The organism is Alteromonas sp. DY56-G5 (genome assembly GCF_041414725.1).
Classification (GTDB): Bacteria; Pseudomonadota; Gammaproteobacteria; order Enterobacterales; family Alteromonadaceae; genus Alteromonas; species Alteromonas macleodii.
In genome coordinates this window covers 148,559-165,111 of record NZ_JANHZQ010000005.1, presented here as the reverse complement: position 1 = coordinate 165,111, position 16,553 = coordinate 148,559, and the positions used below count along the sequence as shown (strand labels likewise).

The following is a 16,553-nucleotide window of genomic DNA, read 5'->3' as shown; positions in this document are numbered from 1 at the left end:
TGGTGAACACTCCGAATTTCACTATGCCTATTAGATCAAAGCCCCAGACTTTCGTCTAGGGCTTTTTCAACAGTCTGAGCCGCTACTGTGTAGCGGCTTTTTTATATGTAAACACTTTATCCCAATGACGGCATAGCTATGCTATGCCGCGAATTGTCATTTGAGATATCGAGTGCTAAATGATCGACTTCACACTGAGGATTAGCTGTCAGCGGCGCTAAAGCAAACTGAGTAGCGGTATTGCTTCTCTTCCAACAAGAATGCTTTATGTGTACTTGGGCTCCATGAATCATCGCCGCCTACGCCCATGTGGGCATGATCTATGTACACAAACACACAATCTTGAGGTGTTAAATCACAGGTGTGTTTTGCCTCGTCTAGCTGTGCTTGCCCATATTCGCTCACGTTAAAATAGAACTGTCCAATTGCTTTTAAGCTGCTAACTTCAAGTTGATTACAGCCACAGCGCAAGCCATTGTCCGTTGGAAATATGTAGCACGTTTGCATCTCTTCTATAGGTAAGGTGTAGTGACCATATCGCGCTGCCGCTTTTCTGTCAGGGTAGTTCTCAAATGGCCCTAGTCCCTGCCAGGTAATCGACGTTGGCTTATCGGCTACAGGTACCGCCGTTTGCATACCAATACGCGGCATAGGCGGTAAACCATCATCCAAAAGCACTTCAACGTCTACCGATAGCTTGGCCTGTACATTTATGGTGTAAACCCACTTTGTTGCCGCTACCAGCTTTTCTGAATGGTGATAATCAAATAACGATGTTATACGCACGTCTTGCGCGCCCTGCTCAACGTTTACGCCCGTGCAAGTGCGTGTCCACTTGCCAATTCCAGCACGACGCCAGCGAGACTCCCACGCATTTGGGTCTGGATTATCAACTTCGCTTACCCCAATGTCGTTATCTAGCGGCGCTCTGAAAAAGTTATCTTCTAGCGGCGCGCTAAGTGTTTCCTCCGCGCCTTGAAGCCACGAGGTTAATAGCCCGCTCTCACTATTAAAGCTAAATACGTTATTTTGCGCATGTACCAGCAACATCCCATCCTGAGCTTCAATTGATAGCTCACTAGTGCCGCTTGTTGTTTCGTTATCATTAAGAGAAAACGATACTATTCCACGCTTGTTGACTAGCGCTAACTGGGCGGTGTCCATAACATGCCCTGCTTTAGCCCACGAGCAGTCATTCGCTAGTACCACATCAATATTTAAGTGGTAGTCAGCGCCTGCTTTAAACGAAATATCTGGGCTAAGACTGAGCGTCTGTGCTTGTTGTGGCGCTATGTCGATTTCGCATTCGCCCTTCGCCTCAGCAATCGGTTGTCCATTTTCTAGCACTTGCCAACGTAACAACTCGTTGTCTGTGCGTCTAAATAAGTAATCGCTGCTTGCTGTAAGCTCAAACTTGTTGTCTTTCTCAACCAACGAAAAGCTTAAGTGCTGCTGACAATATTTAGCTTCTAATAAGTGCGGATGTGGCGTTCTGTCTGGAAATAACAGACCGTTTATACAGAATTGTCTGTCGTTTTCAGTATCGCCGAAGTCTCCGCCGTAAGCCCAGTATGCTTCGCCGCTATTAGTGTGCTTTACTAACCCTTGATCAACCCAGTCCCAAATAAAGCCACCTTGAAGGCGAGGATAAGCCTTAAACGCTTTCCAGTATTCATCAAAGCTACCCAAGCTATTACCCATAGCATGCGCATATTCGCATAGAATAACGGGGCGGTTTTCCCCCGGCATCGACAACCATTTTTTAATGGCCCACTTAGGCACTGCATCGTCTTTAATGTCGGTATCAACCCGTGCGTACATTGGCGCAATAATGTCGGTAGCCGAAGTATCAGCGCCGCCGCCTTCGTACTGTACAGGGCGCGATGGGTCAAATGACTTTGCCCAGCCATACATTGCATCGTGGGTAGGGCCGTGACCAGACTCATTCCCTAACGACCAAATAATGATGCTGGGGTGGTTTTTGTCTCGCTCGACCATTTGCGTAAAGCGCGCCATGTAGGCGCCGGCCCAGAGCGGGTCGCGAGAAAGCCTTCCCATTGGGAACATACCGTGGGTTTCGATGTTAGCTTCATCCACCACATAAAGCCCGTATTCGTCACAAAGCTCATACCAACGAGGGTGATTTGGATAATGAGCGGTACGTACGGCATTGAAATTGTTTTGCTTTAACAACTTAATGTCTTCAAGCATGTCATCTTCATTAATGGCATGCCCTTTCGTTTGATGGTGTTCGTGACGGTTAACCCCACGAATTAGCACGGCTTTACCATTTACCAGTAACTGGCCGTTTTTCATTTCAATGTTTCTAAAGCCAACGTTATAGGCCTCAACATCAACGGCATTGCCATTCTCATCAATAAGCGAGACTACGATGCGGTACAGATTCGGTGTTTCAGCAGTCCAGTGTTTAGGTTCATTCACATGAAGCGTTTGAAAAACTACATCATCCCAACCGCCCTTTTCATCAATACGCTTATTGTTAGTGCCGGTAATGACTTGCTCGGTAACAGCGTTATCGCCATCAAAAAGCTGGATACCCACTATGTAAGTAGAAGGCGCATTGATGGCGGTACGTACGGTTACTACTGCGTCGCGATAGCATGCGTCAAGGCTTGGCGTAACAAACACATCCTGAATGTGATGCTGAGGTTTGGTGACAAGATTTACGTCGCGGAAGATACCGCTAAGCCACCACATGTCCTGATCTTCTAAGTAGCTGCCGTCTGACCATCGGATCACCATTACCGCTAGTCGGTTTTCACCTTCGACCAAGTAGCCAGACAAATCGAATTCAGCCGGTAGTCGACTGTCTTGGGAATAGCCTACGTACTCGCCGTTGCACCATAAGTGAAACGCGCTATTTACCCCTTCAAAGACGATATGATTGCGCTGTTTTAACTCATCCTTGGTAACGTTGAACGTTGTTCGGTAGCAACCCGTTGGATTCTCGCTAGGAACCACAGGAGGGTTCACCGCGAAGGGATATTTCACGTTACAGTAAATCGGTTTGTCGTGACCTTGCAGCTGCCAATTAGAAGGTACCGCAATAGGCTGCCAATTAGCAGATTCATCATCACTTAATGTTTTAGAAAGCAGGCTTTCAGGTACGTTTGCTGGTGCCTCAAATAAACGGAAATCCCACTGACCGTTTAAACTACGCTTTTGCGCATTGGTATTGTGCAATGCGTCTTTTAGCGTTTTATATCCGTGATGTGGACTGTGGGCATTGATGCGATTCCTCTGAAATACAACCGGGTTTTGCCAATCGTTTTGAGCCACTACTTGCGCAACATTAAGCATGTCATATCCTTTACTTTTTCGTTAAGCGCAATATAGCTAACTTTCATTAAATCCTTTATGCTCTAATCTTTCATATATTTATCCAAAACTATCATTTCACATTTATGCAACTTAGCTTTAGAGACATTGTAGACATAGGCCCCAAGTGCTTTGAACGCTTTATTGATAGTAGTAATGCGCCTGAAATCAGCGACCTGGAGATTGAACTAGCAGGATGCTCTAACTTATCAGGTGACTATACGGTAGGTCGCGTTTCGCCTCCTAACCACACCTTGTTTTACAGCATTCATGGACAAGGAAAATTTCGTGTCCCGTCAGGCGAGATGCAATTGGATGAAGGACAGCTAATTATTTTACCCGCTGGACAAAGTTTCGAAGTCACAATAGTCAGTGAGCAATGGGATATAATTTGGGTCAACCTGGCAGACTCCGAACGCTGGACACTATTTAATAAGCTAGGTGCTGTGATAGTGGATAATGCCATGCTGGAAGGACTGCATCATGCAATGGAACTTTTGTATTTAGAGCGTGACGTCGAGAATCGAAATTCGGCGATGCAAGTTGTCTCTCGCTATCTGTATCGTATTATTGATGCGCCTTTGAGTGACGTACATACTCACGATGAGAAAGAACGACGCCAGGTAAGCAGGCTACACAGCCTCTTTTCTGCGGTTGAAAAACAGCTTCAGTTTGATTGGGATATGGAAAGCTTAAGTGAGAAAGCGCATTATTCTGCCCCTCACCTTCACAGGCTGTGCTTACAAGTATTTGGGAGAAGCCCCAAACAGCACGTTATCCATTTGCGTATGACACGAGCCAAAAGCTTATTACTAAGCACGCAGTGGCCCGTATCTTATATCGCCAGTTATGTAGGCTACGCAAATGTATTTACGTTCTCGAAACGCTTTAAGAAGTCCACCGGGCTGTCTCCTTCAGCGTTTCGAGAAAGCGTAAACTAGCTGCCTGCTATCTTCATTTGGTCAATAAGCACAGAACCGGTCTGTACACTACCGCGCACATCTTTTTCAGCGCCAATTGCCACAATGCCTTTAAACATATCTTTCAGATTGCCAGCAATAGTTACCTCGTGAACTGGGTATTGGATGATGCCATTTTCAACCCAGTACCCCGCTGCGCCGCGCGAGTAATCGCCCGTCACACCGTTAACGCCCTGCCCCATCAGTTCGGTTACAAACAAACCTGTGCCCATTTCTTTAAGCAGGTCGGCGTCGCTGTGACCCGTATCACCTACTAGCCAGTTATGAATACCACCGGCGTGGCCATTCGAGCGGGTGTTTAGTTTACGCGACGAGTAAGTGGTATAAAGATATGTAGCCAATTTACCCGCATCGACAATGGTCATGTCAGAACATGCCACACCTTCGTTGTCGAAGCTTGAGCTTGCCAGACCGCCTTTAATAAACGGACGCTCTTCAATATTAAGCCATTCTGGGAAAACTTGTTTACCCAAGCTATCTAGCAAGAAGCTAGAACGACGATAAAGGCTGCCGCCGCTGATAGCTCCAACGTAATGGCCAAATAAGCTAGATGCGATGTCACGGTGTAAAAGCACAGGCACGTTTGCCGTGTTGATTTTACGAGCCCCCAAACGGTCTACAGTAGCTTTCGCGGCATCAATACCCACTGCACTTGCTGATTGCAGCAAAGACGCTTTACGACTTACTGTGTAAGCGTAATCGCGCTGCATATCGTTATCTTGTGCGCCAATAACCATACAGCTTAGTGAATAGCGGCTGCTAGGATAACCTGCATTGATACCGTGCGTGTTGCCGTAAACGCGCATACCTAGATTTGCGTTATACGACGCGCCATCTGAATTTGTAATGCGCGAGTCGTAATTCATTGCCGCCGTTTCGGCTTCAATAGCAGTTTTAATGGCCTTTTCAGTATCTAATTCTTCAGGGTGATACAGATCTAAATCAGGGAACTCGGTAGCAATAAGGTCGGCATCGGCCAAACCTGTACAAGGATCTTCACTGGTATAACGTGCAATATCGACGGCTTTTTCTACCGCGAGTGTTAGCGCCGCTTTGCTCAGATCTGCGGTAGACGCACTCCCCTTTCGCTTGCCTACGTATACGCTTATACCTAAGCCGCCGTCGTTGGTAAATTCAACGTTTTCAACTTCTTGCATACGTGAAGACACGGCGATGCCCTGCACTTTAGACATGCTGGCTTCGGCTTGTGTTGCGCCTTTAGAAAGGGCTAATTTCAGTACATCATCTACGACATTTTGAATGTCGGCTAACTGCTGCTCAATTTGCATAGTAAGTTTCGCTGTCTTAATTCGACTGTGATAGTTACAATTTAGCTAAAGTGTAACACTAATGAGTTTGAAATGAGTGATCAGAAATACAATTCTCCTGAAGATCCTTACTTCGAAGATGCGCAAGCAGATGAGTTCGAAGAGGAAGAATTAATCAGTAAAACTGAGCTGAAGCGTCAAGCTAAAGAACTTCACAAGCTAGGTGAAACGTTGGTTAACCTGACCGATGCTCACATAGCGACGATTCCAATGGATGAAGAGCTTGCTGACGCCGTAGCTATTGCCCGCAAAGTGAATAAGAAAAAAGACGGTTACCGCCGTCAACTTCAGTTTATCGGCAAAGCTTTACGTCATAGAGATACCGCCCCTATTGAAGAGGCGTTGGCTAAAATTACACATCAGCATCAGGCGAGCAATGCGGCCTTTCATGCACTAGAAAAAGCCCGTGAAGCCGTGATTGAACAGGGCGACCCCGCTATTCAAAAGCTGATTGAAGCGCACCCTGAACTGGACCGCCAAAAGCTGCGCCAATTTCATCGCCAAATTAAAAAAGAGCGTGAAAAAAATGCGCCGCCTAAAGCATTCAGAGAGTTGTTTCAGTATTTGAAAGACGTTATTCATGAGGATTAACGGTCTGCAATTAAAGTAATCTCAACATCACAGTTTCGTTCACCAGCCAAAGGGGGATAGTGTGAAAATATTTTCCAACCCTAACGCAACACTGAAAAGCAAGTACGGTCAGTATCAAATTGCAGTGCTTGGTAACATTGTTGGTGTATCGGCTGAAGGTATTGCTGATGGGGCAGCCATTGAGCGTTACGCACGCGACATGATGGATGTAATTAACAGCTTTGCTGGTAAGCGTTGGGCATTTTTAGGTTTTTTGCATGGTTCTGCCCTTCTCACTAAAGCAGGTGAGACAGAACTGCAGCGTTCAATAGAGTGGCGTGCGAAGCACGGAATGGCGCTTGGCGCGCTAGTTATCGGCGATACCACGGTTCAGCCCATTGTAAGAGCGCAATTTCAGAGAATTTACGACAATGCAGGCCTTGAGCTAGGTATTTTTGGCAATGAGGAAGATGCCATTAAGTGGTTGAATGAAAAAGGATTTGAAAGTTAGCCACGACTTATACCAGTCCGCTTACAAAAAAAGGTTGGTGCCCAAGCCCAACCTTTTTTAATTTTCCAGTTTACGGGTTTGAGCTAAATTAAGCCGTACCACCCACCGTCAACTCGTCAATTTTAAGCGTAGGCTGACCTACACCCACCGGTACGCTTTGACCGTCTTTACCACATACACCAACGCCTTTATCTAGGGCAGTGTCATTTCCAATCATTGAGATTTTTTGCATAACCTCTGGACCGTTACCAATTAAGGTAGCCCCTTTTACTGGCGCAGTAATTTTACCGTTTTCAATTAAGTAAGCTTCCGCGCTAGAAAATACAAATTTTCCTGACGTAATGTCTACTTGTCCGCCAGCAAAGTTCGGCGCGTAAATACCTTTGTCAATAGACGCGATAATTTCCTGCGGATCGTGTTGGCCTTCCAACATATAAGTATTCGTCATGCGGGGCATAGGCAAGTGTGCATAGGATTCACGACGACCGTTACCGGTAGGCGCAACGCCCATAAGCTTGGCGTTATGTTTATCCTGCATATAACCTTTCAAGATACCATCTTCAATAAGCACGTTGTGCGCTGTTGGTGTGCCTTCATCGTCTACCGACAACGAGCCACGACGGTCGTTTAATGTGCCATCGTCAACAACCGTCACGCCTTTTGCAGCAACGCGCTGACCAATACGGCCACTAAATGTTGATGCACCCTTACGGTTAAAGTCGCCTTCAAGACCGTGCCCAACCGCTTCGTGAAGTAATACACCAGGCCAACCGTTACCTAATACTACAGGCATAGCGCCTGCCGGTGACGCCACTGCCTGCATGTTAACCCGCGCCATGTGAAGGGCATCTTCTGCCAAGGTTTCGTAATACGGTTTTCCGTTTTCGTCTTGCTTAAAGAACGAGTAGGCATAGCGACCACCAGCCCCAGCTGAACCACGTTCACGTCTATCGCCTTGTTCTAGCAATACCGAGCAGTTCAAGCGCACCAGCGGGCGAATATCAGTAGCTAAAGTACCGTCACTGCCAGCAACTAAAATTTCTTCATACACACCGCTTAAGCTCACCACTACCTGATTGGCAGACGGCTCTTGTTTGCGGATATAGGCATCTACTGCTTTTAAAAGCGAAATTTTCTCAGCGTCTTGCATCGCAAGAATAGGGTTATTTTCGCTGTATCGCGCTTGCACTGGTTTTTGCCCAAGCGAAGCAACTTGTTGTGATCCGCCGCTTGGCGCAATGCCACGAGCCGCTTTACACGCTTTGGTCAACGCTTCTTCGCTTATTTCATCTGAATAAGCGAACCCTGTTTTCTCGCCGCTAATTGCACGCACGCCTACGCCGCGCTCTATGTTATAGCTGCCTTCTTTAATAATGCCGTCTTCCAACACCCAGCTTTCGTGCTGGCTTGACTGAAAATATAAATCGGCATAGTCGGTATCGTGACGATGAATAGTCGCTAAAGCACGCTCTAGCTTAGAGATATCTAGCCCTGAGTCAGATAATAAATGACGCTCAACAGATTTAGACAAAGTGACTCCTGAATCGGTTATGTTCGGCAACCGGCATATTCTGTTTAATGGTTTCTCTTTCTGCAATATCTACTTTTGCCGAAACTAACCCTACGTCGGTTTTGCGTTCGGCAAGGGTCTCCCCCCAAGGCGACAGTACAAGACTGTGACCGTATGTTTCACGGCCATTTGCATGCACACCACTTTGATTCGCAGCTACCACAAAGCACTGCTTTTCAATGGCTCTGGCTTGCAACAACGCATGCCAATGCGCTTCTCCGGTGCGCTGGGTAAAGGCCGCTGGCAACACCAAAATATCGATATCGCCCATTGCAGTAAATAACCCTGGAAAGCGTACATCATAGCACACCGCAAGACCAATGTTGCCTATTGGCGTTTCAACAGTAACCACCTTGCTGCCCGCTTCGGTTGTCGCCGATTCACGATAACTGCCCGTGTTGTCGTTAACTGATACATCGAACATGTGAATTTTGCGGTAGTCTGCCAACACATCACCATTGGGGCCAAACAGCATGCAGGCTGCGGAAAACTTCTCTGGGCTATTGGTTTTCACTGGAAACGTACCCGAAACCAGATAGCACTGATATTGTGCAGCAAGCGCTGACAAACGTCGCTGAATCTCACCTTCGCCCTTTGCTTCTGCCACAGCAAGTTGGCCTTTGTCTTTACCGCCGAAATAAGCAAAACACTCTGGAAGCACAACTAAACTGTTTTTCTCAATCTTTGCCAATGCCATTTCGTTTGCAACGGTGTCGAGATTTTCTTCCACGCTTGGCGCAGATGTCATTTGTAATGCAACTAAATTAACCATCGATCACCTCCATTTTAAGCCTGCGTACGTCATCTTCCGTTAATGGCCTGTCTTGCGGGTTGGCCGGTACAGGCGCATTTTGCGCAGGTAAGCTGATGTCTTTGCTGTTGCGCTCAACTTCGTCAAACTTAGGATCTTTTATGGTACCTGTAACGCGATAGTTCACATTTGAAATGACTTTCGCAGAGGTTAGCACCTGATCTATGGCAAGAGCAGCGAGTGCAGTAGGCGGCGTAGCCAAGAAATACACTAAAAACGGTAAGTTCCCGGTTACGTTCGGTGCGAACGATACGTTGTAATTTAATCCACCGGTATTGAGATCGGTGAAGCCCGTGATCTCTATTTCACCAGCGCCGCCGTCAATTTCAGTATCGTCGGTATACGCTTTGCCATCAACAATACTTAACGTGCCGCCCATATCGTCGTAGAAAAAACCCTTAGCAAAAACGTCTCGAAAATCGAGGCTGAGCTTCCGCACTAACGAGTTCAAGCTAAACAGGGTAAAGATACGTGACCCCTTATCACTCAACTCAGTTAGATACCCATCTGAGAGCGACCACTCAACATTACCGTTTAGCTGTTCAAACCCGAAATCCATCGGCGCATTTGGCCAGTTGATATCAAACGCCACATTTGCGCTAGAATCTTTTATACCTGATTCAACACCGTACTCTTTTAGCATCTGCCCAACGTCGGGAGACGTTAATGTTCCGTTTAACGCGCTTTGAATCTCGCCTCCCATGTGCTTCCAATAACCCGTTGCGGTAACGTTAGTTTCATCAGATTTCACTAGAAGCTGGCGAATGGCTAAACCATTCTCTTCCTTCGCGATGTCTAAGGTAATTTCACCTAAATCGATGCCGTGCACGCCACAGGACTGACAATAAAAATAAATGGGCGGTAGCGTATTTGGGTCAATATTGTAGGGCGACTCGCCTTCCTCACTTGGCATAGCACTATTCGTAGCTAACTCAACGCCGCTCTCTGAACCGGTTTTTGTCGCCCCCCCGGCTTGAGCAGGCTTCTCTAGTGATAAATAGTCGGCATTTATCTCAATGCCCTGCTCGTCTAAATCACTATTAATACGAATAGTGGCTCTTGCCTGAGGCGACGCTAAGTCTAGGATCCAATCTTTATTGCGTTCTGTTGCACTGAGCTGCGCATCTTTAATACTGTGGCCAGCAAAATTTAGCTTGTCGGCTTTGGCGAATATCCGCGAGGGAGTGCCAAACAAATTCGCTTTTTTACTTTCGTTTGACTGGATACTCGATTGAGCATTTGTTTTTGCAACGGCGGAGCTAGTGTCTTTCCCTTTACCGGAAAGTAACATATTTATAGTGGTAAACCATTCTTGCACATCAGCTTGAGGTAGATTCGCACTGATACTAAAACCTGTACCAATGTTGGCTATATCGCTTTCGCCAAGTGCCAAGTGCGCACGTGAAAACTGCATTTCTTTGTGCGGTAGTACGCCATCAAAACGAATGTTATCACCAAGTGACGCCTCCACATTTGATGCTTTGCTATCGCCTTTACTGGTAATAAGCAGCGGTAAACTGCTGCCCGCTGGCGTATCGAAGGGAGCAGGCAATACACTTTGTGTCGCCGTCAAATCTGCAGTTAAATTGGCAGTATAGTTAAACCCACTGTTTGAAAGCGACAGTTGAACTGTAGTGTTCCAATCACTTTCGCCGTCGATGTATTCGGTGAGATCCGTGTTCACATAGTTAGCGAGCGGATGTACATGCCACCGTCCACCTAACTCTACATTTAGGTCGTACGTGTCGCCCTGCCTACCGGATAGCGACAAGTTCACCGGCTGTTTAAGAAACTGCGCCTGAAGCCCACTTGCGTCTATATCGCCATTAGCAAATGACACCTCTCCCGATGCCTTATCAAATAGCATATTTGTGGTCGCAACAAAAACGGGGTTATTCGACAAGTGCGCCGTTCCCGATGCCACCACATCTTTGCCTTTAAACGGGATATCAAGCTTTATATCGGCAGATAGAGGCCCGCCAATTTGCACGTCTTCGTTAAGTACTTTGCCCAGAGATTTTTTGAGGGACGAATCCATCATTAACGCGGTTAGCGCGTCCCCAGTGCCAGTACCATTGGCATAAATAATCAGGCGGGCATCTGGACTAAAGCTTGGAATGGCAGCCGACATATCACTGATTTTCATACCAGCAAGCGTCGCACTAGGGCTCTCCATCACTAATGCATTATTCACAAAATACAAAGATAGGTCTAAGTTATTAAGTGCCGGCCAGTCTGGCGCAAAAAGAAAATCCCCCTGCTCAATATCGACATACGCCTGAAAAATGCCTGTGTTGTCGTCAAACGGGAAGTCACTCGTGCGACCGTGCCACAGCACGCGCGCATTTGCGATTTCACCTTCTCCTGTAAACGCACGAGTAAGGTATTTGTCGGTATTGGCCCCCATTAAAGAAGGGGGAAATAAACTGCTCACCTCATTTAGCGCCAATGGGCTTACATCCACATAAAGCGACATAAACCCTGTCGACGTATTCAGTTTAAACTGCGGATGAAGAGTAACGGCATCACTATCAAGCAGCATATCGCTGCCTTTTACTACCCACTGCTTGTCTTCACTATCTATCTGCTCTGGGTAAATATAAAACTGAGATTTAAACAGCTTTATATTGACGTCTTTCTTAATTACGCCGTTGGCACTGAGTAAGCTATCCGCACTCTCTAAGTAGATAGCGCCATTATTTTTATACCAGAAAAAGTCTGCGTCTAGCGACGAAAGACCTGGTACCTTATCTGTTTTGTCCCACTGCAAATCTAGCACTTTAGCAGCTAAAGAAGGCTGACCGTTGTGCCATTGAATCTGCAACGTGGCCAACTCGCCTTTTGGATTAAGCCCGCGTATTTCTTCTTCACTGGTATCATCCATGAAAAGCGGCAACAGCAGCAGAAAGGGGTTAATTTGCACCGGCTTTACGGTGTTTATCAGCGCATCACCATTTGCACTTATACTGCCAATTAGGTCTGTTGTAAGGGTCTCGTTGCTTGAATTAAGCACCAATTGATCCACTCGGACATTCCAGCCTCCCTGTCTGTTCTCATCGTTAGGCAACGCCTGAAGACTACCTCCGCTGATACCTGTTACCGTTTTCGCGCGGCCACTGCCCCACTCTAAAAGGCTTTCACTAAGCTCGGCTTGTACGCTAGTGACTTCACTTTGAGAAAAGTTAGTCCATACTTCAAAGTTTGCGCGGCTTTGCGCTAGTGGACGCTTGGTTTTGATGAGATCGCTAACCCACGGAGAAATATCGAGCTCTTCTGCTTTGGCGTAAAACACGCCGTCAAAGTCTTCCCGCGTGCCCGTGATATCAATGATAAACGACGCCGAGTTAGCCGCTAAATCTGCAACCTTAAGCTGACCTAAACCTTGGTGTCGCTCTTCATGGTTGTTCCACGATAAACTTTCAATATCAAATGAATTGGTTTCATTAAGATGAGTGACAGATACCACCCCGTCTTCTAACGAGAAGCTTTGAAGCTGCTCTAAAAACAGACGCTCTAGTGCATTTACTACAGGGAAGTTATTCTTATCGCCTCCAGAAAGGCGATCGGCGTCAATATCAAGCTTAAGACCACGCAGCTCAAAACGGGTAGATGAGATAAGTTGGTGGCGTAGCGATTCCCAAAAATCTAGCTCGACGTAGATTTGCCTGATATCCAATGCAACAGGGGAAGCATCGTTTTTAGCCAACGACACCGAATTGAGCACAATACTTGGACCATTGCGCTGCCAAACAGCATGCACACTTTGGATGGATAGGTTTACGCCATACTGCTCATTAATATAATTTTCCAACAGGTGTTTGTTGTGCTCAATATGCGGCAGAGCATAGCGTGCAGCGCTTAAAACAAGCGCGAAAAGTACAAGCAATACGGCGAGTAGCAGCCAAAACTTCTTAAGTAGATAAGCGGCTACCGACGAAAAATTTGTCACATTTTGCCTTTGTATACGTTAATGCATTACATCATGACGACGTCGTACTTATCCTGATTGTACAATGTTTCTGTTTGAACCTTGATTTGTTTAGACACAAATACTTCCAGTTCTGCCAGCATATGAGACTCTTCGCCCATTAAGGCTTCCGCCACTTTTGGTGAAGCGTAAACCACAAACTTGTCTGCGTCGTAGGCGCGATTCACCCGTACAATTTCACGCATAATTTCAAAGCAAATGGTTTCAATGGTTTTTACCGTGCCTCGCCCTTTACACACCGGGCATTCTCCGCACAATATATGCTCAATGCTTTCACGGGTGCGTTTACGGGTCATTTCAATTAGCCCTAGCGCAGTAAAACCGTGAATATTTATCTTGGCTCTGTCCTTGTTCGTCGCCACCTCTAGTGAGTGTAAGACACGTCGTTTGTGGTCTGGTTCAATCATATCGATGAAGTCGATAAGGATCATCCCACCCAAGTTGCGCAATCTTAACTGACGGGCAATTGCCTGCGTCGCCTCAATATTGGTGTTAAAAATTGTTTCTTCTAAGTTCCGGTGGCCAACAAAAGCGCCCGTATTAATGTCGATTGTGGTCATCGCTTCGGTCTGATCAATGATCAAGTAGCCGCCAGATTTTAAATCGACACGGCGTTCCAAGGCTCGCTGCGCCTCATTTTCCACATCGTATAAATCAAAAATAGGTCTATCACCCGGGTAGTATTCGAGCTTGCCGTTCATTTCAGGCACGTACTCTTTGGTGAACTGGTGAAGTTCATTGAATGATAGTTTCGAGTCGATTCGAATTCTGTCGAGCTCTGTACCAACAAAGTCGCGTAGCACTCGTCGTGCTAGCGGTAAGTCTTCGTAAAGCACGTTCGACTTACGCTTTTTCATACGCGACTGAATTTTATCCCACAGCCTTCGCAAAAATGCTGCGTCGGACTGCAGTTCGTTTTTGCCCACGCCTTCAGCCGCAGTACGCAGAATGAAGCCACCGTTTTCATCACAAAACTCTTGCACCAGCGACTTTAAGCGCTCTCTTTCTGCTTCTTCTTCAATGCGTTGAGATACGCCTACGTGAGTCACCGAAGGCATAAATACAAGATAACGGCTGGGGATAGTAATGTCTGTGGTAAGGCGTGCGCCTTTGGTACCGATAGGATCTTTCACTACCTGAACCACAATATCTTGACCGTCTCGCACCAACTCGCGAATGTCTTGCTTTTGAATATGGCTTGCCGAGACTTCTTCAGCAATTTCATTGTGAATGACAATGTCAGATGCATGTAAGAAGGCGGCCTTTTCTAAACCGATATCAACAAATGCTGCCTGCATTCCCGGTAATACACGGCTAACTTTACCGCGATAGATATTGCCAACCAAACCGCGTTTGGTATGACGCTCTACGTGAATTTCTTGCAGTATTCCGTTTTCAATAAGCGCCACCCGTGACTCTGACGGGGTAACGTTAATAAGCAGTTCAGCACTCACGACACAACTCCAAATGCATTAAGTAATTGGCGGGTTTCGTACAGTGGTAGGCCTATTACGGCACTTGCACTGCCGTTAATGGAAACTACAAACTCACCACCAATACCTTGAATAGCGTAACTCCCTGCTTTGTCGGCAGGTTCTCCTGTTTCCCAGTATGCGTCAATTTGCTCATCCGTCAATGCTGCAAAAGTCACAGATGTGGTAATTACTTGAGTCTGTTGCTGAGCGTTATCAAGCACACAAATAGCGGTAAGGACGTCATGAGTTTTACCAGAAAGCATAGTGAGGATGCGCCTAGAATCTGCTTTATCTTCTGGCTTGCCAACACTTTGTCCGTTAAACGATATTAGCGTGTCGCTGGCCAGAATAACCTTGTCGTCGGTCATTGCCTGCTGATCCTCAAGGTATGCTTTCACCGCTTGGGCTTTTTCACTGGCTAGCCTTGCGACAAGCTCCATCGGTGGCTCGTTGTCACGGGGCGACTCGTCAATATCGGCAGGCTGTATTGTATGGGCTATGTTCATTTGCTTGAGCAAAGCGGTGCGTCGTGGAGAGGCTGACGCTAACACTACCGATTTTGTCATTGGCTTACCTTTGGTTTAATCGAGAACGTGTTCGGGTTACGAAATTGAAAACTGTCTGCGCGTGCGTCGAAGCAGCCAAAATACCCACGGCCACAACACCATTGACGTTATCACTGGCCACAGGTAATCGACTTGGAAATAAATATCAGTCAGTAGATGCTGCACCCAAAATGTAAGTAAGTGATATAGCGCCGATAGTAGGCCAATAATAATGGCTTGCTGCCATACAGAATAATTACGCAACCGTTGGTAGTTAGCCGCTAATACGTATACGCAAATACTCAACCCAAGGCTATGAATACCTAAGGTCGTGCCTACCAATACATCCATGGCTACGCCCGTTAAGAAGGCTACACCCACATTTACTCTGTGGGGCAACGCCATGCTCCAATATGCTAATACAACCAGCACCCAGTCAGGGCGGTACACATCTACTTGAGTGGGCAGTGGAACAATTTGCAGTACCAGAGCAACTAACAGACTAATCCATATAACGAGGTTACGTTTACGCATCTGAAGATTCTTCCTCGTTTACAGCTGGCTTATCAGTGTCGTCAGTTGAGTTAGCATCAGACTCATTCTCTGACTCAGGCGTGTGCCATAACAGCAATAGGTGTCGAAGCCTGTCTAGGTTTGCTAAAGGTGTGACAATAACACGAGCAAAAGGGCGGCTTTCATCTCGGACGACTTGTGATACTCTTGCCACAGGGTAACCTTCTGGAAAGACCTTTCCTAAGCCAGACGAAATTAATGTGTCACCTTCTTGAATATCGACACTATGAGGAACATGCTCTAGATACAGCTCGTTTAGTGCGCCGCTTCCGGTTGCGATAAAGCGAATATCGTTTCGAAGAGATCGCACAGGAATAGCGTGGGTAACATCGGCAATCAGCAATACACGGCTGTTTGTAGACCCAACTTCCATTACCTGACCCACTATGCCCTTATCATCAATAACTGGCTGAGACAGATATACGCCGTCTATCGCACCCTTGTTGATAACCACCTGCTGGCTATACGGGTTTTTATCCACCGCCATTAACTCAGCAACCATTTTTCGAGAAGAAACCCGAATAGGTGCCTGCAGTAACTCTCTTAATTGTGCATTTTCTTTTGCAATTACATCGAACTGCTGGAGCTTTTCGCTCATTAACAACAGCTGATTATTAAGTTTTTGGTTTTCGGCCAGCAATTGCTCTTGAGAGGTAAGACGCTGGGCACTTTCATTTAGCATTAAACCGGGAAGGTTTGCTAAATACTGAAGTGGGCTCATTAATGAGTTGAGATAAACCCGCGTTGATTTGAAACCGTCTAGCTTATGGTCGACAAATATCAGAATGACCGACAGCACAAGCGCCAGTGTAAGCCTGTTATTTAACGAAGGGCCGCGGGTAAAAATAGTATCCATGATACAA

12 protein-coding genes are annotated in these 16,553 nt (G+C 46.5%); 3 read left to right on the top strand and 9 right to left on the bottom strand.

The window, feature by feature from the left end; translation table 11 throughout:
• Positions 1-201 precede the first annotated feature (201 nt).
• Positions 202-3,321 (bottom strand): beta-galactosidase, encoded by a 3,120-nt coding sequence (locus NO989_RS04105; RefSeq protein ID WP_239247028.1) that lies wholly within the window; start codon positions 3,319-3,321, stop codon positions 202-204.
• Between the two features lie 104 nt (positions 3,322-3,425).
• On the opposite strand from NO989_RS04105, the gene NO989_RS04100 reads away from it, so the two are divergent.
• Positions 3,426-4,280, top strand: coding sequence for an AraC family transcriptional regulator (locus tag NO989_RS04100; protein ID WP_039225847.1), 855 nt, complete (start codon positions 3,426-3,428; stop codon positions 4,278-4,280).
• Here the strand turns inward: NO989_RS04100 and pmbA are convergent.
• Positions 4,277-5,608 (bottom strand): metalloprotease PmbA, encoded by a 1,332-nt coding sequence (pmbA, locus tag NO989_RS04095; protein ID WP_039236933.1) that lies wholly within the window; start codon positions 5,606-5,608, stop codon positions 4,277-4,279. The two genes, NO989_RS04100 and pmbA, sit on opposite strands and share 4 nt — an antisense overlap.
• A gap of 72 nt (positions 5,609-5,680) precedes the next feature.
• On the opposite strand from pmbA, the gene yjgA reads away from it, so the two are divergent.
• Positions 5,681-6,238, top strand: coding sequence for a ribosome biogenesis factor YjgA (gene yjgA, locus NO989_RS04090; RefSeq protein ID WP_039236930.1), 558 nt, complete (start codon positions 5,681-5,683; stop codon positions 6,236-6,238).
• 61 nt (positions 6,239-6,299) lie between these two features.
• Entirely contained in the window at positions 6,300-6,728 is a 429-nt protein-coding gene (locus NO989_RS04085) for a hypothetical protein (protein ID WP_371342065.1), read from the top strand.
• Positions 6,729-6,816: 88 nt separating this feature from the next.
• Here the strand turns inward: NO989_RS04085 and tldD are convergent, their stop codons facing one another.
• Genes tldD through mreC form a run of 7 tightly spaced genes read right to left on the bottom strand, consistent with a single transcriptional unit; the run spans position 6,817 to position 16,546 of the window.
• Complete coding sequence (gene tldD, locus NO989_RS04080; protein ID WP_039217280.1) at positions 6,817-8,259, bottom strand: metalloprotease TldD; 1,443 nt, start codon at positions 8,257-8,259, stop codon at positions 6,817-6,819.
• Positions 8,252-9,070 (bottom strand): carbon-nitrogen hydrolase family protein, encoded by an 819-nt coding sequence (locus NO989_RS04075; RefSeq protein WP_371342064.1) that lies wholly within the window; start codon positions 9,068-9,070, stop codon positions 8,252-8,254. Before NO989_RS04075 ends, tldD begins: the two co-directional genes overlap by 8 nt.
• Positions 9,063-13,058, bottom strand: coding sequence for a YhdP family protein (locus tag NO989_RS04070; protein ID WP_348670413.1), 3,996 nt, complete (start codon positions 13,056-13,058; stop codon positions 9,063-9,065). The genes NO989_RS04075 and NO989_RS04070 overlap by 8 nt, the downstream gene beginning before the upstream one ends.
• A gap of 26 nt (positions 13,059-13,084) precedes the next feature.
• Positions 13,085-14,551 carry a ribonuclease G gene (gene rng / locus NO989_RS04065; RefSeq protein ID WP_014947913.1) on the bottom strand — a complete coding sequence of 489 codons (1,467 nt, stop codon included), beginning with the start codon at positions 14,549-14,551 and terminating at the stop codon, positions 13,085-13,087.
• Positions 14,548-15,138, bottom strand: a complete 591-nt coding sequence (locus tag NO989_RS04060; RefSeq protein WP_061439084.1) for a nucleoside triphosphate pyrophosphatase — start codon at positions 15,136-15,138, stop codon at positions 14,548-14,550. The genes rng and NO989_RS04060 overlap by 4 nt, the downstream gene beginning before the upstream one ends.
• Before the next feature lie 36 nt (positions 15,139-15,174).
• On the bottom strand, positions 15,175-15,651 hold the full coding sequence (mreD, locus tag NO989_RS04055; RefSeq protein ID WP_014978011.1) for a rod shape-determining protein MreD: 477 nt from the start codon (positions 15,649-15,651) through the stop codon (positions 15,175-15,177).
• Positions 15,644-16,546: a rod shape-determining protein MreC gene (mreC, locus tag NO989_RS04050; protein WP_014978010.1), complete on the bottom strand. Its 903-nt coding sequence runs from the start codon at positions 16,544-16,546 to the stop codon at positions 15,644-15,646. The genes mreD and mreC overlap by 8 nt, the downstream gene beginning before the upstream one ends.
• Between the last annotated feature and the right edge of the window lie 7 nt (positions 16,547-16,553).

Bases quoted from the DNA above. Each gene is read 5' to 3' on its own strand.
- NO989_RS04105 (WP_239247028.1), bottom strand. From the start codon at position 3,321: ATGCTTAATGTTGCGCAAGTAGTGGCTCAAAACGATTGGCAAAACCCG.
- NO989_RS04100 (WP_039225847.1), top strand. From the start codon at position 3,426: ATGCAACTTAGCTTTAGAGACATTGTAGACATAGGCCCCAAGTGCTTT.
- pmbA (WP_039236933.1), bottom strand. From the start codon at position 5,608: ATGCAAATTGAGCAGCAGTTAGCCGACATTCAAAATGTCGTAGATGAT.
- yjgA (WP_039236930.1), top strand. From the start codon at position 5,681: ATGAGTGATCAGAAATACAATTCTCCTGAAGATCCTTACTTCGAAGAT.
- NO989_RS04075 (WP_371342064.1), bottom strand. From the start codon at position 9,070: ATGGTTAATTTAGTTGCATTACAAATGACATCTGCGCCAAGCGTGGAA.
- NO989_RS04060 (WP_061439084.1), bottom strand. From the start codon at position 15,138: ATGACAAAATCGGTAGTGTTAGCGTCAGCCTCTCCACGACGCACCGCT.
- mreD (WP_014978011.1), bottom strand. From the start codon at position 15,651: ATGCGTAAACGTAACCTCGTTATATGGATTAGTCTGTTAGTTGCTCTG.
- mreC (WP_014978010.1), bottom strand. From the start codon at position 16,546: ATGGATACTATTTTTACCCGCGGCCCTTCGTTAAATAACAGGCTTACA.